Consider the following 26,099-nt stretch of genomic DNA (forward strand, 5'->3'; position numbering starts at 1 on the left):
AAACTAGGATTTTCTAATCAAGTTCCCTTGACTTTCTTTATAATTGTGAGATAATAAATAAAATATATAAAGGAGTTATATAAAATGGCTATAGCGAATTCAAGTAAAGTTGTGACCTTCCAAGCTAATAGAGAATTAGTAAATGATGCCATGGAAGTGTTAAAAGAAAAAAATCTCTCTCTTTCATCAGCACTTAGATTATTTTTAAAGAATGTTGCCGTAACAAATGAAGTAGATTTACTGAGTGAAGAGGAATTAGAGAAGGAGTATTTGTTTAGGCAATTACAAGCAGAAGTTCAAGAAAGTTATGCCAAGATTGAGGCTGGAAATTACTTGACAGATGAGGATGTTGTGACACGCTATGGATTATAAAAAATATAGGATTTTGTATTCTCCTAGAGTGATTGATAGTCTGGATAAAATATATCAGTATATAGCAGAGGAAATCGGTTCTGTAGAGGCTGCGAGACGAAAAGTGGCGAGTATCAGAAAAGATATTAATCGTCTAGAAATTTTCCCTCAAGCTGGATTTGATGCCGATGAAAAATTTGGTAAGAAATTAGACCCTCGCTACCAAACGCGAGGATTGACCTTGAGTAAGGATTACATCGTATTATATACAATTGTTGAGGATACCGTCAGACTTGCTTATTTACTCCCTTCAAAAAGTGATTACATGAAATTATTTAAGACTAAGTCAAGATACGATTGATTCATAATCTTGAAGAGGTATGTTTAGTGATGAATAAAAATCCTAGTTTGGCTAGACCAAACTAGGATTTTCTTACACGTTTTTGTCTACGATAACCGTTGAGTTTTTTATTTTCCCAGTAGCTATTAAAGATTTTCTCCTTGCTCTCACGATTGATTTCCAAAAAGTAGGCATAAATCAAATCGATAAAGAAGAGCATAGGAAGTTGAGCGGATATACGTTGGATGTAAGAAGACTGGCTGTGTGTGGCTACAAGAACAGTCTCTGTATAAGCCTGACTATCTTTATTGGGAACACTTGTAAAAAGTACAGTCTTTGCCCCCATCTCCTTAGCGTCTAATAGACTATCTAAAATAGAAGGTGTTGTACCAGACAGTGAGAACCCCAGTACGAGACAATTCTCATCCATAATACTGGTTGTCCAAGCAAAACCGTCTTGGTCTGTTAAGGCTTCACAGACCACACCTAGACGCATGAAGCGCAATTTCATTTCACGAGCTACGAGGCCAGAACTTCCTGTTCCGAAGAAGTAGACACGTTCAGCATCTTCGATTAACTGGGCAATTCTTTCTAGTTGGACTTCGTCAATCAAGTCCTGTGTTTGCTCCCGCATGTTGCTATAACTTCTGAGGACTCGTTTTGTAAGTGGACTGTGTTTGTGAGAATGGGTGTCTTGTTTCTCTGCTTGGTGTTGGTATTGGAAAATAAATTCTCTATAGCCTGTAAAACCACACTTTTTAGCAAAGCGGGTCAGAGCAGCCTGAGAAATATGTAATTTTTGAGTGACCTTCTGAGAAGATAAATCATCTGCAATGGTTTCAGATTGTAAAAAATAGCGAGCGATTTCTTGCTCTAAATCTGTCATTTCTTCGAAGTGAGAATCAATGATGGTTGCTATATCTGGTTTGTCCATAGAAAGGCTCCTTTAAATGAGTCGTGTTGGAAAAAGACTAGATTATTGAACTTTTACATTCATTATAACATATAATATAGGGATGAATAAATAAAAACGTATCTTACTGTAAAAACGAAAAAAAGCTTCTTTCTTTTCCATAATTTTCTGCTCAAATTGTGGTACAATTAAGAGTAAGATTTTAAGTTAGAAATGAGACTGATTTGTATGAGAAAATTTAACAGCCATTCGATTCCGATTCGGCTTAATTTATTGTTTTCAATCGTCATTTTACTCTTTATGACCATTATTGGTCGTTTGTTGTATATGCAGGTTTTGAACAAGGATTTTTACGAAAAAAAGCTAGCCTCAGCTAGTCAGACCAAGGTCACAACCAGTTCTGCCCGTGGGGAAATCTATGATGCTAGTGGAAAACCTTTGGTAGAAAATACGCTAAAGCAGGTTGTTTCCTTTACGCGTAGTAATAAAATGACGGCTAAAGATCTGAAAGAAATCGCTAGTCAGTTGCTGGGATATGTGAGCATCAGTTCGCCCAATTTGACAGAACGTCAGTTGGCAGATTACTATTTGGCTGATCCTGAAATCTATAAAAAAACAGTGGAGGCTCTCCCAAGTGAGAAGCGCTTGAATTCAGATGGCAATCGTCTATCCGAATCAGAACTGTATAACAATGCAGTCGATAGTGTTCAAACGAGTCAACTAAATTATACAGAGGATGAAAAGAAAGAAATCTATCTTTTTAGTCAGTTAAATGCCGTTGGAAATTTTGCGACAGGAACCATTGTGACAGATGCCTTGACAGATACCCAGATTGCTCTGATTGCCTCTGCTTCGAAACAATTACCCGGTGTCAGTATTTCAACTTCATGGGATCGAAAAGTTCTAGAGACTTCCCTTTCTTCTATAGTAGGTAGTGTATCGAGTGAAAAAGCTGGTCTCCCAGCGGAAGAAGCAGATGCTTATCTTAAAAAAGGTTATTCTCTAAATGACCGTGTGGGGACCTCTTATCTAGAAAAGCAATACGAGGAAACCTTGCAAGGTAAACGCTCAGTGAAGGAGATTCATCTAGATAAGTACGGTAACATGGAAAGTGTCGAAAATATCGAAGATGGTACCAAAGGGAATAATATTAAACTGACCATTGATTTGGCCTTCCAAGATAGCGTGGATGCTTTGCTGAAAAGTTATTTCAATTCAGAGTTGGGGAATGGTGGAGCCAAGTATTCTGAGGGTGTCTATGCAGTCGCCCTTAACCCAAAAACAGGTGCTGTTTTGTCTATGTCAGGAATCAAACACGACCTGAAAACGGGAGAGTTGACGCCTGATTCCTTGGGAACGGTAACTAATGTCTTTGTTCCAGGTTCGGTTGTCAAGGCGGCGACCATCAGCTCTGGTTGGGAAAATGGAGTCTTGTCAGGAAACCAGACCTTGACAGACCAGTCCATTGTCTTCCAAGGTTCAGCTCCAATTAATTCTTGGTATACTGCCTTTTCTGGGGCAATGCCGATTACGGCGGTTCAAGCTCTGGAGTATTCATCCAATACTTATATGGTCCAAACAGCCTTAGGTCTTATGGGGCAGACCTATCAACCAAATATGTTTGTCGGCACCAGCAATCTAGAGTCTGCTATGGGGAAATTGCGTTCAACCTTTGGCGAATATGGCTTGGGGTCTGCGACCGGGATTGACTTACCAGATGAATCTACTGGATTTATTCCCAAAGAGTATAACTTTGCCAATTTCATTACCAATGCCTTTGGGCAGTTTGATAACTATACGCCGATGCAATTGGCTCAGTATGTAGCAACTATTGCAAATGATGGTGTTCGTGTGGCTCCTCGTATTGTTGAAGGCATTTATGGAAATAATGATAAGGGAGGACTGGGCGACTTGATTCAGCAACTGCAACCGACAGAGATGAATAAGGTCAATATATCCGACTCCGATATGAGTGTCTTGCACCAAGGTTTTTATCAGGTTGCTCATGGGACTAGTGGATTGACAACTGGACGTGCCTTTTCAAATGGTGCCTTGGTATCCATTAGCGGAAAAACGGGTACAGCCGAAAGCTATGTAGCAGATGGTCAGCAAGCAACCAATACCAATGCGGTGGCCTATGCCCCATCTGATAATCCCCAAATCGCTGTTGCAGTGGTCTTTCCTCATAATACCAATCTAACAAATGGTGTAGGACCTTCCATTGCGCGTGACATTATCAATCTGTATCAAAAATACCATCCGATGAACTAGAAAGGAAATTATGCTTTATCCAACACCCATTGCCAAGCTGATTGACAGTTATTCTAAGTTACCAGGTATCGGGATTAAGACGGCTACGCGTCTGGCCTTTTATACGATTGGAATGTCTGATGACGATGTCAATGAATTTGCAAAAAATCTCCTTTCTGCTAAGAGAGAATTGACCTACTGTTCTATTTGTGGACGTTTGACAGACGACGATCCTTGTTCTATCTGTACCGATCCAACTCGTGACCAGACAACGATTTTGGTGCTAGAAGATAGTCGGGATGTGGCAGCCATGGAAAATATCCAAGAATACCATGGCCTCTATCATGTCCTGCATGGCCTTATTTCTCCCATGAATGGTATCAGTCCAGACGATATCAATCTCAAGAGTCTCATGACTCGTCTGATGGATAGTGAGGTTTCAGAAGTAATCGTAGCAACCAATGCCACAGCAGATGGGGAAGCGACTTCCATGTATCTTTCCCGCTTACTCAAGCCAGCTGGGATCAAGGTCACTCGTCTGGCACGAGGCCTCGCTGTCGGAGCAGATATCGAGTATGCGGACGAAGTGACCCTCTTACGGGCTATTGAAAATCGGACAGAGTTGTAAGTGTGGACAAATTTACGAACTCCATTCATTTATAAAAAATTAAGGAGGCTGAAAATCGTTCATATCGGCCTCTTTTTGTATAGTGTGATGAGTAGGATCAGGTTCAAGTTTTAAAAAAACAAGCAAATATGATATACTAAAGAGCGAGTATTCTAGTAGAATTAGGACAAATAATATGAAACAAACGATTATTCTTTTATATGGTGGACGGAGTGCGGAACGCGAAGTCTCTGTCCTTTCAGCGGAAAGTGTCATGCGTGCGGTCAATTACGACCGTTTCACAGTTAAGACTTTCTTTATCAGTCAGTCAGGTGACTTTATCAAAACGCAGGAATTTAGTCAGACTCCAGGTCAAGAGGACCGTCTCATGACCAATGCGACCATTGATTGGGATAAGAAAGTTGCACCAAGTGCCATCTACGAAGATGGTGCAGTGGTCTTCCCAGTCCTTCACGGTCCGATGGGAGAGGATGGCTCTGTCCAAGGATTCTTGGAAGTTTTGAAAATGCCTTATGTCGGCTGCAATATCTTGTCATCTAGTCTTGCCATGGATAAAATCACCACTAAGCGTGTCTTAGAATCTGTCGGGATTGCCCAAGTTCCTTATGTGGCCATTGTCGAAGGTGATGATGTGACTGTTAAAATTGCCGAAGTTGAAGAAAAATTGACTTATCCAGTTTTCACAAAACCATCAAACATGGGTTCAAGTGTCGGTATTTCAAAATCTGAAAATCAAGAAGAACTCCGTCAAGCCTTGAAACTTGCCTTCCAATATGACAGCCGTGTCTTGGTAGAGCAAGGGGTAAATGCCCGTGAAATCGAGGTTGGTCTCTTGGGCAACTACGATGTCAAAAGCACGCTTCCAGGGGAAGTAGTCAAGGATGTAGCCTTTTATGACTACGATGCCAAGTATATTGATAACAAGATTACCATGGATATCCCAGCTAAGATCAGTGATGATGTGGTAGCTGTCATGCGTCAAAATGCAGAAACTGCCTTCCGTGCCATTGGTGGGCTCGGTCTCTCTCGTTGCGATTTCTTCTATACAGACAAGGGAGAGGTTTTCCTCAACGAGCTCAATACCATGCCAGGTTTCACCCAGTGGTCAATGTATCCACTACTTTGGGACAATATGGGAATCAGCTACCCAGAACTAATCGAGCGTTTGGTGGACCTTGCCAAGGAAAGTTTTGACAAGCGCGAAGCGCATTTGTTATAAAAATGAAAGAGAGGGTGGGAGCCAGAACTATCACTGCAAGGTGACTAGAGTTCTCGGACTTCAACCCTTTTTAAAGGAGTAGAAATGAAATTAACAATCCATGAAGTGGCTCAAGTTGTAGGAGCTAAAAATGATATCAGTATCTTTGAGGACACCCACCTAGAAAAAGCTGAGTTTGATAGTCGCTTAATTGCGGCAGGGGATTTATTTGTGCCCCTCAAAGGTGCGCGTGACGGTCATGACTTTATCGAAAGAGCTTTTGAAAATGGCGCTGCTGTAACCCTGTCTGAGAAAGAGGTTGCAAATCATCCCTATATTCTAGTAGATGATGTTCTGACTGCCTTTCAGCAACTAGCAGCCTACTATCTTGAAAAAATAGCTGTTGATGTCTTTGCGGTTACGGGTTCAAATGGCAAGACAACGACCAAGGATATGTTAGCGCACTTGCTATCAACAACCTACAAGACCTACAAAACTCAAGGCAACTACAATAACGAGATTGGTCTTCCATACACAGTTCTCCATATGCCTGAAGGGACAGAAAAGTTGGTCTTGGAGATGGGGCAGGATCACTTGGGCGACATTCATCTCTTGTCAGAATTGGCTCATCCAAAAACAGCCATCGTGACCTTGGTTGGAGAAGCCCATTTGGCCTTTTTCAAAGACCGTTCTGAAATTGCTAAAGGAAAAATGCAAATTGCAGACGGGATGTCTTCGAATTCCTTGCTTTTGGCACCAGCTGACTCTATTGTAGAGGACTACTTGCCAACTGATAAAAAGGTAGTTCGTTTTGGGAAAGGGGCAGAGTTGGAAATTACAGACTTGGTTGAGCGAAAGGACAGTCTGACCTTTAAGGCCAATTTCTTGGAGCAAGCCCTTGATTTGCCAGTGACTGGTAAGTACAATGCCACCAATGCTATGATTGCATCCTATGTTGCCCTACAAGAAGGAGTTTCAGAGGAGCAAATTCGTCAGGCCTTCCAAAATCTTGAATTGACGCGTAACCGTACCGAGTGGAAGAAAGCAGCTAATGGAGCAGATATCTTATCAGATGTTTACAATGCCAATCCAACTGCTATGAAGTTGATTTTAGAGACTTTCTCTGCCATTCCAGCCAATGAAGGTGGCAAGAAAATCGCTGTCTTGGCGGATATGAAGGAGCTTGGTGACCAGTCTATTCAACTCCATAACCAGATGATTTTGAGCCTTTCGCCAGATGTGCTGGATACCGTTATTTTCTATGGAAAAGACATTGCTGAATTAGCCCAATTGGCCAGTCAAATGTTCCCAATTGGCCACGTTTACTACTTCAAGAAAACAGAAGACCAAGACCAATATGAAGACCTAGTCAAGCAGGTCAAAGAAAGCCTTGGAGTCAATGACCAAATCCTACTCAAAGGCTCTAACTCTATGAATCTAGCCAAGTTGGTAGAAAGTTTAGAAAATGAAACCAAGTGATTTTGTCAAACATTTACGTATTTCTAAATCCATTTTTGACAAATAGCATGGTATAATAAAATGCAGGAAAATTTTGAATCATGAGGAATACTAGATGAATTTATGGGATATTTTCTTTACGACCCAAGCAACAGAGCCACCCAAGTTTGATCTTTATTGGTATGTCAGTATATTTACACTCTTGGCCTTGACCTTTTATACAGCCTATCGTTATCGTGAAAAGAAGGTTTACCAACGATTTTTCCAAATCTTGCAGGCCGTTCAGTTAATCCTTCTTTATGGTTGGTATGGGGTTAATCATATGCCATTGTCAGAAAGCTTACCCTTTTACCATTGCCGTATGGCTATGTTTGTGGTGCTTTTGCTTCCTGGTCAGTCCAAATATCGGCAGTATTTTGCATTACTAGGAACATTTGGGACATTAGCAGCCTTTGTTTATCCAGTGCCAGATCCTTATCCATTCCCGCATATTGCGATTTTATCCTTTATCTTTGGCCACTTAGCTCTCTTGGGGAACTCTCTAGTTTATCTATTGAGACAGTATAACGCGCGATTGTTGGATGTGAAGGGAATTTTTCTCATGACCTTTGCACTAAATGCCTTGATTTTTGTGGTCAATTTAGTAACAGGTGGAGATTACGGATTCTTGACAAAACCACCATTGGTTGGAGACCATGGCTTAGTAGCTAATTATTTAATCGTTTCCCTGGCCTTATCAGCAGCGATTACGTTAACAAAGAAAATCTTGGAACTATTTTTAGAACAAGAAGCAGAAAAAATGATTGCAAAGAAAGCTTAGAAATGAGCTTTCTTTTTTGTAGAATAGACAGATTGTTGACAAAGTTTACAGTGAATGAATTTCTGAACAGAAAAACTAAAAAATTGGCTGGTAAATTTAGGAAAAAACTGAGCACGATGAGATTTTTTGTGTTATAATATTCTGTGAATAGCTATGCCTACGTTTAGCTATTGAATATTACGAAGTTAGAAACTTGGAAGATAGAGAGGATGCGATGTAATGGCTAGAGAAGGCTTTTTTACAGGTCTAGATATTGGAACAAGCTCTGTCAAGGTGCTTGTAGCCGAGCAGAGAAATGGTGAATTAAATGTAATTGGCGTGAGTAATGCCAAAAGTAAAGGTGTAAAGGATGGAATTATTGTTGATATTGATGCAGCAGCAACTGCTATCAAATCAGCAATTTCCCAAGCAGAAGAAAAAGCAGGCATCTCAATTAAATCAGTGAATGTTGGTTTACCAGCTAATCTCTTACAGGTAGAACCAACTCAAGGAATGATTCCAGTAACATCTGATACCAAGGAAATTATGGATCAAGATGTCGAAAATGTTGTCAAATCAGCTTTGACAAAGAGTATGACACCTGATCGTGAAGTTATCACATTCATTCCTGAGGAATTTATTGTGGATGGTTTTCAAGGGATTCGTGACCCACGTGGTATGATGGGGGTTCGCCTTGAAATGCGTGGTTTACTTTATACAGGTCCTCGCACTATTTTACATAACCTACGTAAGACAGTTGAACGTGCAGGTGTTCAGGTTGAAAATATTATTATTTCACCACTAGCAATGGTTCAATCTATTTTGAATGAAGGTGAACGTGAATTTGGTGCTACAGTGATTGATATGGGGGCAGGTCAAACGACTGTCGCTACAATTCGTAACCAAGAACTCCAGTTTACCAATATTCTCCAAGAAGGCGGAGATTATGTAACTAAGGATATCTCTAAAGTCTTGAAGACATCACAGAAACTAGCCGAAGGTTTGAAATTAAACTATGGAGAGGCTTATCCTCCCCTTGCAAGTAAGGAAACATTCCAAGTCGAAGTGATCGGGGAAGTAGAACCTGTTGAAGTAACAGAAAATTACTTGTCAGAAATTATTTCTGCACGTATTAAGCATATTTTTGAACAAATCAAACAAGACTTAGACAGAAGACATTTATTGGATCTTCCTGGTGGCATTGTTTTGATTGGTGGAACCGCTATTTTACCGGGTATTGTGGAACTTGCTCAAGAAGTTTTTGGTGTTCGTGTCAAGCTTTATGTTCCAAACCAAGTTGGAATTCGTAATCCAGCCTTTGCGCATGTGATTAGTCTATCAGAATTCGCGGGACAATTGACAGAAGTACATCTCTTGGCTCAACGAGCAGTCAAGGGTGATGAAGGATTATTCCAACAACCGCTTAGTTTTGGGGGAATGATTCAGAAAACAGCTCAGTTTGTACAATCAACGCCTGTTCAACCAGCCCCTGCTCCAGAAGTAGAGCCGGTGGCGCCTACAGAACCAATGGCGGATTTCCAACAAGCTTCACAAAATAAACCGAAATTAGCAGATCGTTTCCGTGGCTTGATCGGAAGCATGTTTGACGAATAAAGAGGAAAAATAAATTATGACATTTTCATTTGATACAGCTGCTGCTCAAGGTGCAGTGATTAAAGTAATTGGTGTCGGTGGAGGTGGTGGCAATGCCATCAACCGTATGGTCGACGAAGGTGTTACAGGCGTAGAATTTATCGCAGCAAACACAGATGTACAAGCATTGAGTAGTACAAAAGCTGAGACTGTTATTCAGTTGGGACCTAAATTGACTCGTGGTTTGGGTGCAGGAGGTCAACCTGAGGTTGGTCGTAAAGCTGCTGAAGAAAGCGAAGAAACACTGACTGAAGCTATCAGTGGCGCAGATATGGTCTTCATCACTGCTGGTATGGGAGGAGGCTCTGGAACTGGAGCTGCTCCTGTTATTGCTCGTATCGCCAAAGATTTGGGCGCTCTTACAGTTGGTGTTGTAACACGTCCGTTTGGTTTTGAAGGAAGCAAACGTGGACAATTTGCTGTAGAAGGAATCAATCAACTACGTGAGCATGTAGATACTCTATTGATTATTTCAAACAACAATTTGCTTGAAATTGTTGATAAGAAGACACCGCTTTTGGAGGCCCTTAGCGAAGCAGATAACGTTCTTCGTCAAGGTGTTCAAGGAATTACCGATTTGATTACCAATCCAGGATTGATTAACCTTGACTTTGCCGATGTGAAAACAGTTATGGCAAATAAAGGGAATGCTCTTATGGGTATTGGTATCGGTAGTGGAGAAGAACGTGTGGTAGAAGCAGCACGTAAGGCAATTTACTCTCCACTTCTTGAAACAACAATTGATGGAGCAGAAGATGTGATTGTTAACGTAACTGGTGGTCTCGACTTAACCTTGATTGAGGCAGAAGAGGCTTCACAAATTGTGAACCAGGCAGCGGGACAAGGAGTAAACATCTGGCTCGGTACTTCAATTGATGAAAGTATGCGTGATGAAATTCGTGTAACAGTTGTCGCAACGGGTGTTCGTCAAGACCGTGTAGAAAAGGTTGTGGCTCCACAAGCTAGACCTACTACCAACTACCGTGAGACAGTGAAACCATCTCATTCACATGGCTTTGATCGTCATTTTGATATGGCAGAAACAGCTGAATTGCCAAAACAAAATCAACGTCGCTCGGAACAAGCTCAAGGATCTGCTTTTGGTGATTGGGATTTACGTCGCGAGACAATTGTTCGTCCGACTGATTCAGTAGTGTCACCGGTAGAACGTTTTGAAATTCCAAATTCACAAGATGAAGATGAGTTGGATACACCTCCATTTTTCAAAAATCGTTAAGTAAATGAATGTAAAAGAAAATACAGAACGTGTTTTTCGAGAAGTCGCAGAAGCAAGTCTGAGTTCTCATCGCGAGAGTGGCTCAGTCTCTGTCATTGCAGTTACCAAGTATGTAGATGTACCGACAGCGGAAGCCTTGCTTCCGCTAGGGGTTCATCATATCGGTGAAAATCGTGTAGATAAGTTTTTAGAGAAATATCAAGCTTTAAAAGATCGAGATGTGACTTGGCATTTGATTGGTACCTTACAAAGACGTAAGGTGAAAGATGTCATTCAATACGTTGATTATTTCCATGCATTGGATTCAGTAAAGCTAGCAGAGGAAATCCAAAAAAGAAGTGACCGAGTCATCAAGTGTTTCCTTCAAGTAAATATTTCTAAAGAAGAAAGTAAACACGGCTTTTCGAGAGAAGAATTATTGGAAGTCTTGCTAGAGTTAGCCAAACTAGATAAGATTGAATATGTTGGTTTAATGACGATGGCACCTTTTGAGGCTAGCAGTGAGCAGTTGAAAGAAATTTTCAAGGCGACCCAAGATTTACAAAAAGAAATCCAAGAAAAACAAATTCCAAATATGCCTATGACCGACTTAAGCATGGGAATGAGTCGTGATTATAAAGAAGCGATTCAATTCGGTTCCACCTTTGTTCGCATAGGTACAGCATTTTTTAAGTAGGAGAGAACCATGTCTTTAAAAGATAGATTCGATAGATTTATAGATTATTTTACGGAGGATGAGGATTTAAGTCTCCCTAATGAAAAACGAGATGAGCCCATTTTAACTCCAGTAAATTCTACACAGGAAAAGGCTCTCTCAACGAATCAAACACCAAGCACAAGTGGTACAAAAGAAAATAATATTACTAGACTGCATGCACGTCAACAAGAGTTAGCAAAGCAAAATCAGCATTCTACTGAAAAAGTAACAATTGATGTTCGTTATCCTAGAAAATATGAAGATGCGATAGAAATTGTTGATTTATTAGCAGGAAACGAAAGTATTTTAATTGATTTTCAGTATATGACAGAGGTACAGGCCCGTCGTTGTTTGGACTATTTGGATGGAGCTTGTCATGTTTTAGCTGGAAATCTGAAAAAGGTAGCATCTACTATGTATCTGTTAACACCAGTGAATGTTATTGTGAATGTAGAAGATATTCGTTTACCAGATGAAGAACAAAATGGTGAGTTTGGCTTTGATATGAAGCGAAATAGAGTACGATAATGATTTTTTTAATTCGTCTGATTTATAATGCAGTGGATATTTACTCCCTGATTTTGGTAGCCTTTGCTGTTATGTCTTGGTTTCCAGGCGCCTACGAATCAAGTTTGGGTCGTTGGATTGTAGCATTGGTAAAACCAGTGCTTGCTCCTTTGCAACGCCTGCCTTTACAGATAGCGGGTCTTGATTTATCTGTTTGGGTTGCGATTGTTTTGATTCGATTTTTAGGAGAAAACCTAGTCCGTTTTCTGGCGATGATAGGATGAATAAAGGGATTTACCAGCATTTCTCCATAGAAGATCGTCCATTTCTTGACAAGGGAATGGAATGGATAAAGAAGGTAGAAGATAGCTATGCTCCTTTTTTAACTCCTTTTATCAATCCTCATCAGGAGAAGCTATTAAAAATTTTAGCCAAAACCTATGGTCTTGCTTGTAGCAGTAGTGGGGAATTCGTCTCGAGTGAGTATGTTCGAGTTTTATTATACCCAGATTATTTCCAGCCAGAGTTTTCAGATTTTGAAATATCTCTTCAGGAAATAGTGTATTCCAATAAATTTGAACACTTAACGCATGCTAAGATTTTAGGGACAGTCATCAATCAATTAGGGATTGAACGGAAACTTTTTGGAGATATCCTAGTAGATGAAGAACGGGCGCAGATTATGATTAATCAGCAGTTTCTTCTTCTCTTTCAAGATGGATTAAAGAAAATTGGCCGTATACCCGTTTCGCTGGAGGAATGTCCTTTCACCGAGAAAATAGATAAGCTAGAACAGTATCGAGAGCTGGATTTATGTGTATCTAGTTTTAGATTAGATGTTCTTTTATCAAATGTTTTGAAACTATCTAGGAATCAAGCAAACCAGTTGATTGAAAAGAAACTTGTCCAAGTAAATTATCATGTGGTAGACAAATCAGATTATATTGTCCAAGTTGGAGACTTGATTAGTGTAAGAAAATTTGGGCGCTTGAGATTGCTTCAAGATAAGGGACAAACAAAAAAAGAGAAGAAAAAAATAACCGTCCAGTTATTATTAAGTAAGTGAGGAATAGAATGCCAATTACATCATTAGAAATCAAAGATAAAACCTTTAGCACACGTTTTAGAGGTTTTGATCCAGAAGAAGTCGATGAATTTTTAGATATTGTGGTTCGTGATTACGAAGATCTTGTTCGTGCGAATCATGATAAAGATTTGCGTATTAAGAGTTTAGAAGAGCGTTTGTCTTACTTTGACGAAATGAAAGATTCATTGAGCCAGTCTGTATTGATTGCCCAGGATACAGCTGAGCGAGTGAAACAGGCGGCACATGAACGTTCAAACAATATCATTCACCAAGCAGAGCAGGATGCCCAACGCTTGTTGGAAGAAGCTAAATATAAGGCAAACGAGATTCTTCGTCAAGCAACTGATAATGCTAAGAAAGTCGCTGTTGAAACAGAAGAATTGAAGAATAAGAGCCGTGTCTTCCACCAACGTCTCAAATCTACAATTGAGAGTCAGTTGGCTATTGTTGAATCTTCAGATTGGGAAGATATTCTCCGTCCAACAGCTACTTATCTTCAAACCAGTGATGAAGCCTTTAAAGAAGTGGTTAGCGAAGTACTTGGAGAACCGATTCCAGCTCCAATTGAGGAAGAACCAATTGATATGACACGTCAGTTCTCTCAAGCAGAAATGGCAGAGTTACAAGCTCGTATTGAGGCAGCCAATAAAGAATTGGCTGAATTTGAAGCTCAGGCTAAACAGGAAGTGGAAAATCCAACTCCTGTAGTGAGTCCTCAAATGGAAGAAGAGCCTGCTCATCCAGTTGGTCCAATGTACGAAGAACCAGAAGTAGCTCCAGTACATCCTTCGGCTCCAACACCAGCTACAGAAACGTTTGATTCAGCACCAGGATTTGAAGCACCGCAAGAATCCGTTACAATTTTATAAGAAATATTCTGAGAACAATATCTTATCCTTATATTTCCAGCGAGCAGGAGATGGTGTGAGTCCTGTAATCCCTATTGATAAGATTATCCTCTCAAAAATTCAAGTCTGAAGTTAGTAGGATTTGACGTTCCCCACGTTACGGGAAAAGAGGGAGAAAGACTAGATCTTTTTCCGAACAAAGGTGGTACCACGATTTTCGTCCTTTTTGGAAGTCGTGGTTTTTAATTTGTTATTATTTATAAAGGAGATACCATGAAACTCAAAGATACCCTTAATCTTGGGAAAACAGCTTTCCCAATGCGTGCAGGCCTTCCTACTAAAGAGCCAGTTTGGCAAAAGGAATGGGAAGATGCAAAACTTTACCAACGTCGTCAAGAATTGAACCAAGGAAAACCTCATTTCACCTTGCATGATGGCCCTCCATACGCGAACGGAAATATTCACGTTGGACACGCTATGAACAAGATTTCAAAAGATATCATTGTTCGTTCAAAATCAATGTCAGGTTTTTACGCACCATTTATCCCAGGTTGGGATACTCATGGTCTGCCAATCGAGCAAGTTTTGGCAAAGCAAGGTGTCAAACGTAAAGAAATGGACTTGGTTGAGTACTTGAAACTTTGCCGTGAGTACGCTCTTTCTCAAGTAGATAAACAACGTGAAGACTTTAAACGTTTGGGGGTTTCTGGTGACTGGGAAAATCCATATGTGACTTTGACTCCTGATTATGAAGCAGCCCAAATCCGTGTATTTGGTGAGATGGCTAATAAAGGTTATATCTACCGTGGTGCCAAACCAGTTTACTGGTCTTGGTCATCTGAGTCTGCCCTTGCTGAAGCAGAGATTGAATACCATGACTTGGTTTCAACTTCTCTTTACTATGCCAATAAGGTAAAAGATGGCAAAGGTGTTCTAGATACAGATACTTATATCGTTGTTTGGACAACTACTCCATTTACTATCACAGCTTCTCGTGGTTTGACTGTTGGTGCGGATATTGATTACGTTTTGGTTCAACCTGCTGGTGAAGCTCGTAAGTTTGTGGTTGCTGCAGAATTATTGACTAGCTTGTCTGAGAAGTTTGGTTGGGCTGATGTTCAAGTCTTGGCAACTTACCGTGGTCAAGAACTCAACCACATCGTAACAGAACACCCATGGGATACAGCTGTAGATGAGTTGGTTATCCTTGGTGATCACGTTACCACTGACTCTGGTACTGGTATTGTCCATACAGCCCCTGGTTTTGGTGAGGACGACTACAATGTTGGTATTGCTAATGGTCTTGAAGTCGCAGTGACTGTTGACGAACGTGGTATCATGATGAAGAATGCTGGTCCTGAGTTTGAAGGTCAATTCTATGATAAGGTTGTCCCAACTGTTATTGAAAAACTTGGTAACCTCCTTCTTGCCCAAGAAGAAATCTCTCACTCATACCCATTTGACTGGCGTACTAAGAAACCAATTATCTGGCGTGCAGTACCACAATGGTTTGCCTCAGTTTCTAAATTCCGCCAAGAAATCTTGGATGAAATTGAAAAAGTGAAATTCCACTCAGAATGGGGTAAAGTCCGTCTTTACAATATGATTCGTGACCGTGGCGACTGGGTTATCTCTCGTCAACGTGCTTGGGGTGTTCCGCTTCCAATTTTCTACGCTGAAGATGGTACAGCGATCATGACTGCTGAAACGATTGAACATGTGGCTCAACTATTTGAGGAACATGGTTCAAGCATTTGGTGGGAACGTGATGCTAAGGACCTCTTGCCAGAAGGATTTACTCATCCAGGTTCACCAAATGGCGAATTCAAGAAAGAAACAGACATCATGGACGTTTGGTTTGACTCAGGTTCATCATGGAATGGAGTTGTGGTAAACCGTCCTGAATTGACTTACCCAGCAGATCTTTACCTAGAAGGTTCAGACCAATACCGTGGTTGGTTCAACTCATCACTCATCACATCTGTTGCCAACCATGGCGTAGCACCTTACAAACAAATCTTGTCACAAGGTTTTGCCCTTGATGGTAAAGGTGAGAAGATGTCTAAATCTCTTGGAAATACCATTGCTCCAAGCGATGTTGAAAAACAATTTGGTGCAGAAATCTTGCGTCTCTGGGTAACAAGTGTAGATTCAAGCAACGACGTGCGTATCTCTATGGATATCTTGAGCCAAGTCTCTGAAACTTACCGTAAAATCCGTAACACCCTTCGTTTCTTGATTGCCAATACATCTGATTTTAACCCAGCTGTGGATGCAGTAGCTTACGAAGAACTTCGTTCAGTTGATAAGTACATGACTATTCGCTTTAACCAGCTTGTCAAGACCATTCGTGATGCCTATGCGGACTTTGAATTCTTGACAATCTATAAGGCCTTGGTGAACTTTATCAACGTTGATTTGTCAGCATTCTACCTTGATTTTGCTAAAGATGTTGTTTACATCGAAGGTGCCAAATCACTGGAACGCCGTCAAATGCAGACTGTCTTCTATGACATTCTTGTGAAAATCACCAAACTCTTGACACCAATCCTTCCTCACACAGCAGAGGAAATCTGGTCATATCTTGAGTTTGAAGCTGAAGACTTCGTTCAATTATCAGAATTGCCAGAAGCGGAAACTTTTGCTAACCAAGAAGAAATCTTGGATACATGGGCTGCCTTCATGGACTTCCGTGGACAAGCTCAAAAAGCCTTGGAAGAAGCGCGTAATGCAAAAGTTATCGGTAAATCACTTGAAGCACACTTGACAGTTTACCCAAATGAAGTGGTGAAAACTCTACTTGAAGCAGTAAACAGCAATGTAGCTCAACTTTTGATCGTGTCAGAATTGACCATCGCAGAGGGACCAGCTCCAGAAGCTGCCGTAAGCTTCGAAGATGTAGCCTTTACAGTTGAACGCGCTGCAGGCCAAGTATGTGACCGTTGCCGTCGTATCGACCCAACAACAGCAGAACGCAGCTACCACGCAGTTATCTGTGACCACTGTGCAAGCATCGTAGAAGAAAACTTTGCAGACGCAGTCGCAGAAGGATTTGAAGCGAAATAAGATTGAAAAGTCTAGGGAAAACTCAATTTGAGAAGAAAAGACAACTAATCTTATAGACTATAAAACGCATTGTATCACGTTTTTGAACATCTGATACGATGCGTTTTTATTTATTTTGAAAATTTGCGAGGTGTGACTTTTTATACTCAACAAGAATCAAAGAGAAACTTAGCAAGCTAACAGCAGTAAGATAAAATACGAATTTGATATTGCGGATAAGATTGGTAAATTGTGTCACATTTTTACAATAATAAATTTGTGTAATTGCTTTTGATTTCTGAAAAGTATTATATTTTATTTCATATTATACAAATTTTTATTTTATAATATCAGAAAATACTTTTTTTTTTTAGTAAATATGATACAATTTTATTTGAAAAAAAATAAAAAGGAGATTTTATTATGAAATCAAAAACACTTGCTTTAATTAGTGGTATCGTCGGTCTTGTGGGAGGAATTTTACTTCTTATTGGTCCTTTTGTCTTGTTGGGAACAGCGGTAAATACAGCTGCTACAACTCTTAATGGAGGAGCTACTGCAGGGGCTGTTTCAGGTGTTGCCTTACTCTTGAATGCCTTGAAGATTGCAAATCTTGTTCTTGGTATCATTGCTATTGTTTACTATAAAGGAGATAATCGTGTAGGTGCAGCTCCGTCTGTACTAATGATTGTTTCAGGTGGAGTTAGTCTCATTCCATTCTTAGGATGGGTTGGGGGGATTCTTGCTATTATTGGAGGATCTCTATTCCTTGCAACATTGAAGAAATTCAAATCAGAAGAATAAAAGGTGTTTTAGCATGAAAAGAACAAAACATTTTATCGGTCTAGGAGTAGTCCTATTATTTATTTCTCTTCTCGTTGCATGTGGATCACAAAGTTCAAAGACCGCTTCAACAAGTAATGATGAGAAGACAGTAGCAACATCTAATACCTCAAAAGAAACAATCACTTTCGATACTCCAGTTGTAACAGATGATGCGATTGAATCAATGCGTACTTATGCAGATTATATAGATCTTTATAAAAAGATTTTTGATGATTATTTTACTAAAGCTGAGGAAAGTTTCAAAGGCACAGCTATGGAAAATAATGAGTCGTTTACCAAACTAAAAGAGTCAACTCAAAAATTATTCGATGCGCAGAAAAAAATATATGATTTGCTAGGGTCAACTGAGATCAAGGAAGATGATAAATCAAAATTGTCTCAACAATTGAAAGACTTTAGAGACAATTTGCAAAAACAGTTGAAAACTTTGACATCTCAACTACAGTAAGATAGAAATTTTTTGTAGTAATTGAGAATAATTGGTTAAATTACACCCCAAATGTTAGAAATTGGGGTGTTTTTTAAAGATTAAATAATGAAGATATAATAGAAACAACCAAAAACAATGTGATTGGCAAACAGTCCTTTCCTTTTTGGTTTTGACTAGCTTTTTTGTGAAAAATTGTGTAAAATAGAATAGATAAACGAGGGGAAACCTCGGAAAATTTAAAGGAGAATCCATCTAATGGTAAAATTGGTTTTTGCTCGCCACGGTGAGTCTGAATGGAACAAAGCTAACCTTTTCACTGGTTGGGCTGATGTTGATTTGTCTGAAAAAGGTACACAACAAGCGATTGACGCTGGTAAATTGATCAAAGAGGCTGGTATCGAATTTGACCAAGCTTACACTTCAGTATTGAAACGTGCGATCAAAACAACTAACTTGGCTCTTGAAGCTTCTGATCAATTGTGGGTTCCAGTTGAAAAATCATGGCGTTTGAACGAACGTCACTATGGTGGTTTGACTGGTAAAAACAAAGCTGAAGCTGCTGAACAATTTGGTGATGAACAAGTTCACATCTGGCGTCGTTCATACGATGTATTGCCTCCAAACATGGACCGTGATGATGAGCACTCAGCTCACACAGACCGTCGTTATGCTTCACTTGACGACTCAGTAATCCCAGATGCTGAAAACTTGAAAGTGACTTTGGAACGTGCCCTTCCATTCTGGGAAGACAAAATCGCTCCAGCACTTAAAGATGGTAAAAACGTATTCGTAGGAGCTCACGGTAACTCAATCCGTGCCCTTGTAAAACACATCAAAGGTTTGTCAGATGACGAAATCATGGACGTGGAAATCCCTAACTTCCCACCATTGGTATTCGAATTTGACGAAAAATTGAACGTCGTTTCTGAATACTACCTTGGAAAATAAAAAATTGTAAGTCTAGAATTGATTTCTAGGCTTTTTATGTTAGTATGGTAGTATGATAAGGAATAAAAAACAAGATTATGTATTGGCCTATAAGCAACCAGCATCAAGAACATATAAGGGTTGGGAAGAAGAGGTCTTACCGATAGGCAATGGTTCTTTAGGAGCTAAAGTCTTTGGTCTTATTGGGGCTGAACGGATTCAATTTAATGAAAAAAGTCTCTGGTCTGGTGGTCCACTTCCTGATAGTTCAGATTATCAGGGTGGAAATCTTCAGGATCAGCATAACTTTTTAGCTGAGATTCGGCGATCTTTGGAAAAGAGAGATTACAATCGGGCTAAAGAACTGGCTGAAAAGCATCTGATTGGACCAAAAACCAGTCAATATGGGACCTATCTGTCCTTTGGGGATATTCATATTGAGTTTAGTAATCAAGACACGACTTTGTCTCAGGTGACGGACTATCAGAGACAGTTGAATATTAGTAAGGCACTTGCGACGACTTCTTATGCCTATAAGGGAACGCGATTTGAACGTGAAGCCTTTGCCAGTTTTCCAGATGATCTCTTGATTCAGCGCTTTACTAAGGAAGGGTTGGAAACTCTAGATTTTACTATAGAACTATCCTTGACCCGTGATTTGGCTTCTGATGGAAAGTATGAGCAGGAGAAGTCTGATTACAAGGAGTGTAAGTTGGATATTACTGATTCTCATATCTTGATGAAGGGAAGAGTTAAGGACAATGACCTGCAGTTTGCTAGCTGTTTAGCTTGGGAAACAGATGGGGATATTAGAGTTTGGTCAGATAAGGTTCAGATATCAGGAGCCAGTTATGCCAATCTCTTCTTGGCGGCTAAGACAGATTTTGCCCAAAATCCTGCTAGTAATTATCGCAATAAACTAGATTTAGAGCAGCAAGTAAAGGACTTGGTGGACACAGCTAAAGAAAAGGGCTATGCCCAATTGAAATCAAGGCATATTGAGGACTACCAAGCCTTATTTCAGCGTGTTCAATTGAATTTGGGAGCTGATGTTGACACATCCACTACAGATGAGTTACTAATAAATTATAAGCCACAAGAGGGACAGGCTTTGGAGGAGCTATTCTTCCAGTATGGACGGTATTTATTGATTAGTTCTTCCAGAGATTGTCCAGAGGCTCTACCAGCTAACCTACAGGGAGTCTGGAATGCGGTCGATAATCCTCCTTGGAATTCGGACTATCACCTGAATATCAACCTGCAGATGAATTATTGGCCAGCCTATGTTACCAATCTCCTAGAGACGGCTTTTCCAGTCATCAACTATATCGATGATTTGCGAGTCTATGGTCGCCTAGCAGCTGCAAGGTATGCAGGAATCGTCTCTCAAGAAGGGGAGGAGAATGGTTGGTTAGTTCATACTCAAGCGACTCCCTTTGGTTGGACGGCACCTGGTTGGGATTACTATTGGGGTTGGTCACCAGCTGCCAATGCGTGGATGATGCAAACGGTTTATGAAGCCTATTCATTTTATAGGGACCAAGACTATCTCAGGGAGAAAATTTATCCCATGTTGAGGGAAACGGTTCGTTTTTGGAATGATTTTTTACATGAGGATCAGCAGGCGCAGCGTTGGGTGTCTTCTCCGTCTTATTCCCCAGAACATGGTCCGATTTCGATTGGCAATACCTATGACCAATCTCTGATTTGGCAGTTATTTAATGATTTTATTCAGGCTGCTCAGGAATTGGGACTGGATGAGGCTTTGTTGACTGAGGTCAAGGAGAAGTTTGACTTGCTTAATCCTCTTCAAATCACTCAATCTGGTCGAATCAGGGAGTGGTATGAGGAGGAAGAGCAACATTTTCAAAATGAAAAAGTGGAGGCCCAGCATCGGCACGCTTCTCATCTGGTGGGACTCTATCCTGGCAATCTCTTTAGCTATAAGGGACAAGAGTATCTTGAAGCGGCGCGTGCTAGCCTCAGTGATCGTAGAGATGGGGGCACAGGTTGGTCCAAGGCTAATAAGATCAATCTTTGGGCGCGTCTAGGAGATGGCAATCGAGCCCATAAATTATTAGCAGAGCAGTTAAAGTCATCCACCTTGCCAAATCTTTGGTGTAGCCATCCTCCTTTTCAGATAGATGGTAATTTTGGTGCTAGCAGTGGCATGGCAGAAATGTTACTCCAGTCTCATGCAGCTTATCTGGTACCTCTAGCCGCCCTACCCGATGCATGGTCAACAGGTTCTGTTTCAGGCTTAATGGCACGTGGACATTTTGAAGTTAGCATGAGTTGGGAGGATAAAAAACTCTTACAGATGACTATTTTATCAAGAAGTGGGGGAGATTTGCGAGTCTCTTATCCAGGTATTGAGAAGAGTGTGATTGAAATGAATCAAGAAAAAGCAAAAGTGAAATGCATAGAGAAAGATTGTATTTCGGTAGCAACAGCAGAAGGCGATCTGGTTCAATTTTATTTTTAAGAAGATGTTATACTCTTCTTAAATCTCTTCAAACCACGTCAGCGTCGCCTTACCGTATATATGTGACTGACTTTGTCAGTCTTATCTACAACCTCAAAGCGGTGCTTTGAGTAACCTGCGGCTAGCTTCCTAGTTTGCTCTTTGATTTTCATTGAGTATTAGAAGGCAGTAATTTGATACTGCCTTTTAATAAGGATTTGAGAATGTAAGCAGTTTCCAACTAGTTGAAAAAGCGTTATAATGGTAATATGAAGTAATTTGTTTAAGAGAGGCTGGCACTGATGGCTTATATTGAGATGAAACACTGTTACAAGCGTTATCAGATTGGGGACACGGAGATTGTGGCCAATCGTGATGTGAATTTTGAAATTGAAAAAGGGGAGCTGGTGATTATCCTTGGTGCGTCAGGTGCTGGCAAGTCAACGGTTCTTAACCTTCTTGGGGGAATGGATACCAATGATGAGGGGGAAATCTGGATTGATGGTGTCAATATTGCAGACTATAGTTCCCACCAGCGTACCAATTACCGCCGCAATGATGTAGGCTTTGTTTTTCAGTTTTATAATCTAGTTTCCAATCTAACCGCTAAGGAAAATGTGGAGTTGGCTTCAGAAATCGTGACAGATGCCTTGAATCCTGAACAGGTCTTGACAGATGTAGGTCTGGCTCATCGTCTCAATAATTTTCCAGCCCAGCTTTCTGGAGGGGAGCAACAGCGAGTCTCCATTGCACGCGCGGTAGCCAAAAATCCTAAAATCCTCCTTTGTGATGAACCGACTGGGGCCTTGGATTATCAAACGGGTAAGCAGGTTTTGAAAATCCTCCAAGACATGTCTCGTCAAAAGGGAGCGACGGTGATCATCGTGACTCATAATGGAGCTTTGGCGCCCATTGCTGATCGCGTGATTCATATGCACGATGCCAGTGTCAAGGATGTGGTGATCAACCAGCATCCTCAGGATATCGACAGTTTGGAGTACTAGCATGATCAAGCGAAAAACCTATTGGAAGGACTTAATTCAGTCCTTCACAGCCTCCAAGGGGCGTTTTTTATCCATCTTAACCTTGATGATGTTAGGGTCTCTAGTCCTAGTAGGCCTCAAAGTGACTAGCCCAAACATGGAGGTGACAGCTAATGCTTATTTAACAACTGCTCAAACCTTGGATTTGGCAGTCATGTCTAACTATGGTTTGGATCAAGCAGATCAAGAAGAACTAGAACAGACGGAGGGCGCAGAGGTTGAGTTTGGCTATTTGACAGATGTGACTATGGAGAATGGGCAGAATGCCATTCGGCTGTACTCCAAACCAGAGAGAATTTCAACCTTTCAGCTAAGAGAGGGACGACTTCCTAAGTCCGACAAGGAAATCGCTTTGGCCACTCATTTGCAAGGCCAATACAGCGTGGGACAGGAGATTAGTTTTAAAGAAAAAGAAGAGGGTCATTCCTCTTTAAAAGACCATACTTATACCATTACTGGTTTTGTGGATTCAGCTGAAATCCTCTCCCAGCGAGATATGGGCTACGCAGCAAGTGGAAGTGGGACTCTGACAGCCTATGGGGTGATTTTACCTAGTCAGTTTGATCAGAAAGTCTACAATATAGCTCGTTTAAAATATCAAGATTTGTCAGGTTTAAATGCTTTTTCAGCAACTTATGAAGAAAAATCCAAACAGCATCAGGAAGACCTAGAACAAGCTTTGTCAGATAATGGCAAGGCACGTTTGCAACTCTTGAAAAAAGAAGGCCAAGAGTCTCTAGACAAAGGCCAAGAGACCCTTGACAAGGCTGATACTAATTTGCAGGAAGGCAAGCGTCGTTTAGTAGCTGCTCGAGCTCGTTTACAGGCTCAGGAAAGTCAACTAGCCTTGCTTCCTCAAGCTCAGAGAGAGCAGGCTAGTTCCCAACTTACCCAAGCTAAGCAGGAATTGAGCAAGGAAGAGGACAAACTAAAGCAGGCTGAACAAAATCTAGCCCAAGAAAAGGAAAAATTAGAAAAACATCAGCAAGTCTTGGATGAATTAGCTGAGCCCAAGTATCAAGTCTATAATCGTCAGACCATGCCTGGCGGTCAAGGCTACCTCATGTACAGTAATGCTTCAGCCAGTATTCGGGCAGTGGGCAATATCTTTCCTGTAGTGCTTTATGCCGTAGCAGCTATGGTGACCTTCACAACTATGACTCGTTTTGTGGATGAAGAGCGAACACATGCAGGGATTTTTAAGGCCTTGGGATATCGTAGCAAGGATATTATTGCCAAGTTTCTCCTTTATGGTCTAGTAGCTGGGACTGTAGGAACAGCTCTAGGTAGCATCCTTGGCCATTATTTACTAGCCAGTGTGATTTCAAGTGTCATTACAAAAGGCATGGTGGTGGGAGAAACCCAGATTCAGTTCTATTGGACCTATAGCTTACTGGCTCTTGTCTTGAGTTGGTTGGCGAGTGTGTTACCAGCCTACTTGGTAGCTCGTAGAGAACTTCATGACGAAGCAGCCCAGCTTTTACTGCCTAAACCTCCTGTTAAAGGAGCTAAAATCTTACTAGAGCGTCTCGGTTTTATCTGGCGTCGTCTCAGTTTTACTCATAAGGTAACAGCTCGCAATATCTTCCGTTATAAGCAGCGGATGTTGATGACGATCTTTGGTGTGGTAGGTTCTGTAGCCCTGCTCTTTGCAGGTTTGGGAATCCAATCCTCTGTAGCAGGAGTTCCGTCTAGACAGTTTCAACAAATCCAACAGTATCAGATGATTGTTTCTGAAAATCCTAGTTCGACCAATCAGGACAAGGCAGAGTTAGAAGAAGTGTTGAAAGGGCAGGACATCAAAGCCTACCAGAAAATCTATTCTAAAACGCTAGACAAGGATTTTAAAGGCAAGGCTGGTCTTCAGACTGTTACTCTTATGATGACAGAGAAGGAGGATTTGACTCCCTTTATCCATCTGCAACATCATCAGCAGGAGCTGACATTAAAAGATGGCGTCGTTATTACAGCTAAACTCGCCCAGCTGGCAGGTGTCAAGGTTGGACAGACTCTAGAAATTGAAGGTAAGAAGCTAAAGGTCGCTGCCATTGCTGAGAACTACGTTGGTCACTTTATTTATATGAGTCAGGCTAGCTATGAGCAAATTTACGGCCAGCTACCCCAAGCTAACACTTATCTGGTTACGCTAAAGGATTCTAGTGCGCCTAGTATCGAAAGTCAGGCAGGCTTGCTTATGAATCAAGCTGCGGTGTCCAGTGTTGTTCAAAATGCTTCAGCCATTCGCCTCTTTGACTCCGTCGCTAGCTCACTCAATCAGACCATGACTATCTTGGTCATCGTGTCAGTTCTATTGGCTATTGTTATCCTCTACAATTTGACCAATATCAACGTGGCTGAGAGAATCCGTGAACTCTCCACTATCAAGGTTCTCGGTTTTCATAATAATGAAGTCACACTCTACATTTACCGTGAGACGATTGTGCTGTCCCTTGTGGGAATCGTACTGGGTTTGGTATCTGGTTTCTATTTACACCAATTTTTGATTCAAATGATTTCGCCTGCGACTATTCTCTTTTATCCGCAGGTAGGCTGGGAAGTCTATGTAATCCCAGTGGTAGCAGTAAGCACCATTTTGACCGTCCTTGGTTTCTTTGTCAATTATCATCTGAGAAAGGTTGATATGCTTGAAGCCCTGAAATCTGTAGAGTAAGGCAGTTGTTTTTATCTGATTAAATTTATATTTACTCGTAAGCAAAAATCCTCCGTTTCAAAGAGTAGGGAACTCTTTGTGACAGAGGATTTTTTCTATAGGGCTTTAGCGGCTGCAATTGCAGCTTCGAAGTTTGGTTCAGAGTTGATATTGTCCACGTATTCAACGTAGCGAATAGTATTGTCAGTATCGAGGACAAAGACTGCGCGTGCCAATAGATGCCACTCATTGATTAAGAGGGCATAATCACGTCCAAAGGAATGGTCGAAATAGTCTGAGAGCATGATGGCATTTTCAATACCTTCAGCACCGCACCAACGTTTCTGGGCAAAAGGGAGGTCCATTGAAACAGTCAAGACAACTGTATTGTCCAGTCCAGCCAGTTCTTCATTAAAACGACGCGTTTGAGTTGAGCAGATGCCTGTATCGATAGAAGGCACGACACTTAAGACTTTTTTCTTGCCATCAAAATCAGCCAGAGATTTTTTAGAAAGGTCTGTTGTAGTGAGTGAAAAATCAAGTGCCTTGTCGCCGACTTGTAGTTGTTTACCTGTAAAGCTCACAGGATTTCCGAGAAAAGTTACCATAAGATACTCCAATCTTTTTTCTTCCATTTTAGCTGAAACAGTCGGAATTTTCCAATGATTTGACCGGAAATATGAGCATAGAAAAAACGCCAGCTCATGTGAGAATGACGTTTTTCAGAG

Annotated in this window: 23 protein-coding genes; 21 read left to right on the top strand and 2 right to left on the bottom strand. The window is 40.9% G+C overall.

What is annotated here, in order from left to right; all coding sequences use genetic code 11:
• Positions 1-84: 84 nt before the first annotated feature.
• A complete protein-coding gene (relB, locus tag CYK16_RS06155; RefSeq protein WP_020901685.1) occupies positions 85-372 on the top strand; it encodes a type II toxin-antitoxin system RelB/ParD family antitoxin in 288 nt (95 codons plus the stop codon).
• Positions 362-712: a type II toxin-antitoxin system RelE/ParE family toxin gene (locus CYK16_RS06160; protein WP_000384864.1), complete on the top strand. Its 351-nt coding sequence runs from the start codon at positions 362-364 to the stop codon at positions 710-712. The genes relB and CYK16_RS06160 overlap by 11 nt, the downstream gene beginning before the upstream one ends.
• Before the next feature lie 61 nt (positions 713-773).
• Here CYK16_RS06160 and CYK16_RS06165 read toward each other — a convergent pair whose 3' ends face one another.
• The gene (locus CYK16_RS06165; RefSeq protein WP_060805380.1) at positions 774-1,625 is read right to left on the bottom strand and encodes a MurR/RpiR family transcriptional regulator; all 852 of its coding nucleotides are present in this window, start codon (positions 1,623-1,625) and stop codon (positions 774-776) included.
• A 192-nt stretch (positions 1,626-1,817) separates the two neighbouring features.
• Between CYK16_RS06165 and pbp2b the strand changes: the two genes are divergently transcribed.
• The 19 genes from pbp2b to CYK16_RS06265 all read left to right on the top strand — a co-directional run bounded on the left by pbp2b (position 1,818) and on the right by CYK16_RS06265 (position 25,392).
• Complete coding sequence (gene pbp2b, locus CYK16_RS06170; protein WP_081094009.1) at positions 1,818-3,875, top strand: penicillin-binding protein 2B; 2,058 nt, start codon at positions 1,818-1,820, stop codon at positions 3,873-3,875.
• 10 nt (positions 3,876-3,885) lie between these two features.
• Positions 3,886-4,482 (top strand): recombination mediator RecR, encoded by a 597-nt coding sequence (gene recR, locus CYK16_RS06175; protein ID WP_000966754.1) that lies wholly within the window; start codon positions 3,886-3,888, stop codon positions 4,480-4,482.
• A 175-nt stretch (positions 4,483-4,657) separates the two neighbouring features.
• Positions 4,658-5,701 carry a D-alanine--D-alanine ligase gene (locus CYK16_RS06180; RefSeq protein WP_101776776.1) on the top strand — a complete coding sequence of 348 codons (1,044 nt, stop codon included), beginning with the start codon at positions 4,658-4,660 and terminating at the stop codon, positions 5,699-5,701.
• A gap of 84 nt (positions 5,702-5,785) precedes the next feature.
• Positions 5,786-7,159, top strand: a complete 1,374-nt coding sequence (locus tag CYK16_RS06185) for a UDP-N-acetylmuramoyl-tripeptide--D-alanyl-D-alanine ligase (RefSeq protein WP_101776777.1) — start codon at positions 5,786-5,788, stop codon at positions 7,157-7,159.
• Positions 7,160-7,253: 94 nt separating this feature from the next.
• Positions 7,254-7,958, top strand: a complete 705-nt coding sequence (locus tag CYK16_RS06190; protein ID WP_023946156.1) for a YwaF family protein — start codon at positions 7,254-7,256, stop codon at positions 7,956-7,958.
• Between the two features lie 219 nt (positions 7,959-8,177).
• Complete coding sequence (gene ftsA / locus CYK16_RS06195; protein ID WP_000090384.1) at positions 8,178-9,551, top strand: cell division protein FtsA; 1,374 nt, start codon at positions 8,178-8,180, stop codon at positions 9,549-9,551.
• 16 nt (positions 9,552-9,567) lie between these two features.
• A complete protein-coding gene (gene ftsZ / locus CYK16_RS06200; RefSeq protein ID WP_023943741.1) occupies positions 9,568-10,827 on the top strand; it encodes a cell division protein FtsZ in 1,260 nt (419 codons plus the stop codon).
• Between the two features lie 4 nt (positions 10,828-10,831).
• Positions 10,832-11,503 carry a YggS family pyridoxal phosphate-dependent enzyme gene (locus CYK16_RS06205; protein WP_060805385.1) on the top strand — a complete coding sequence of 224 codons (672 nt, stop codon included), beginning with the start codon at positions 10,832-10,834 and terminating at the stop codon, positions 11,501-11,503.
• 9 nt (positions 11,504-11,512) lie between these two features.
• A complete protein-coding gene (locus tag CYK16_RS06210) occupies positions 11,513-12,052 on the top strand; it encodes a cell division protein SepF (protein ID WP_101776778.1) in 540 nt (179 codons plus the stop codon).
• The gene (locus CYK16_RS06215) at positions 12,052-12,315 is read left to right on the top strand and encodes a YggT family protein (RefSeq protein ID WP_101776779.1); all 264 of its coding nucleotides are present in this window, start codon (positions 12,052-12,054) and stop codon (positions 12,313-12,315) included. The genes CYK16_RS06210 and CYK16_RS06215 overlap by 1 nt, the downstream gene beginning before the upstream one ends.
• On the top strand, positions 12,312-13,097 hold the full coding sequence (locus CYK16_RS06220) for a YlmH family RNA-binding protein (protein WP_142374672.1): 786 nt from the start codon (positions 12,312-12,314) through the stop codon (positions 13,095-13,097). The genes CYK16_RS06215 and CYK16_RS06220 overlap by 4 nt, the downstream gene beginning before the upstream one ends.
• A gap of 8 nt (positions 13,098-13,105) precedes the next feature.
• Positions 13,106-13,987, top strand: a complete 882-nt coding sequence (locus CYK16_RS06225) for a DivIVA domain-containing protein (protein WP_308301158.1) — start codon at positions 13,106-13,108, stop codon at positions 13,985-13,987.
• Between the two features lie 252 nt (positions 13,988-14,239).
• Positions 14,240-17,032 (top strand): isoleucine--tRNA ligase, encoded by a 2,793-nt coding sequence (gene ileS, locus CYK16_RS06235; protein WP_101776782.1) that lies wholly within the window; start codon positions 14,240-14,242, stop codon positions 17,030-17,032.
• 402 nt (positions 17,033-17,434) lie between these two features.
• On the top strand, positions 17,435-17,815 hold the full coding sequence (locus CYK16_RS06240) for a hypothetical protein (RefSeq protein WP_000837844.1): 381 nt from the start codon (positions 17,435-17,437) through the stop codon (positions 17,813-17,815).
• A gap of 13 nt (positions 17,816-17,828) precedes the next feature.
• Complete coding sequence (locus CYK16_RS06245; protein ID WP_101776783.1) at positions 17,829-18,305, top strand: hypothetical protein; 477 nt, start codon at positions 17,829-17,831, stop codon at positions 18,303-18,305.
• A gap of 237 nt (positions 18,306-18,542) precedes the next feature.
• Positions 18,543-19,235 carry a phosphoglycerate mutase gene (locus CYK16_RS06250; RefSeq protein ID WP_000240129.1) on the top strand — a complete coding sequence of 231 codons (693 nt, stop codon included), beginning with the start codon at positions 18,543-18,545 and terminating at the stop codon, positions 19,233-19,235.
• A 52-nt stretch (positions 19,236-19,287) separates the two neighbouring features.
• A complete protein-coding gene (locus CYK16_RS06255) occupies positions 19,288-21,699 on the top strand; it encodes a glycoside hydrolase family 95 protein (RefSeq protein ID WP_101776784.1) in 2,412 nt (803 codons plus the stop codon).
• A gap of 281 nt (positions 21,700-21,980) precedes the next feature.
• Entirely contained in the window at positions 21,981-22,682 is a 702-nt protein-coding gene (locus CYK16_RS06260) for an ABC transporter ATP-binding protein (RefSeq protein ID WP_101776785.1), read from the top strand.
• A 1-nt stretch (position 22,683) separates the two neighbouring features.
• The gene (locus CYK16_RS06265; protein ID WP_101776786.1) at positions 22,684-25,392 is read left to right on the top strand and encodes an ABC transporter permease; all 2,709 of its coding nucleotides are present in this window, start codon (positions 22,684-22,686) and stop codon (positions 25,390-25,392) included.
• Between the two features lie 95 nt (positions 25,393-25,487).
• On the opposite strand, the gene tpx is transcribed toward CYK16_RS06265, so the two are convergent.
• On the bottom strand, positions 25,488-25,979 hold the full coding sequence (gene tpx, locus CYK16_RS06270; RefSeq protein ID WP_000256026.1) for a thiol peroxidase: 492 nt from the start codon (positions 25,977-25,979) through the stop codon (positions 25,488-25,490).
• Positions 25,980-26,099 lie beyond the last annotated feature (120 nt).

This window comes from Streptococcus oralis subsp. dentisani (assembly GCF_002860905.1).
Taxonomy (GTDB): Bacteria; Bacillota; Bacilli; order Lactobacillales; family Streptococcaceae; genus Streptococcus; species Streptococcus oralis_BA.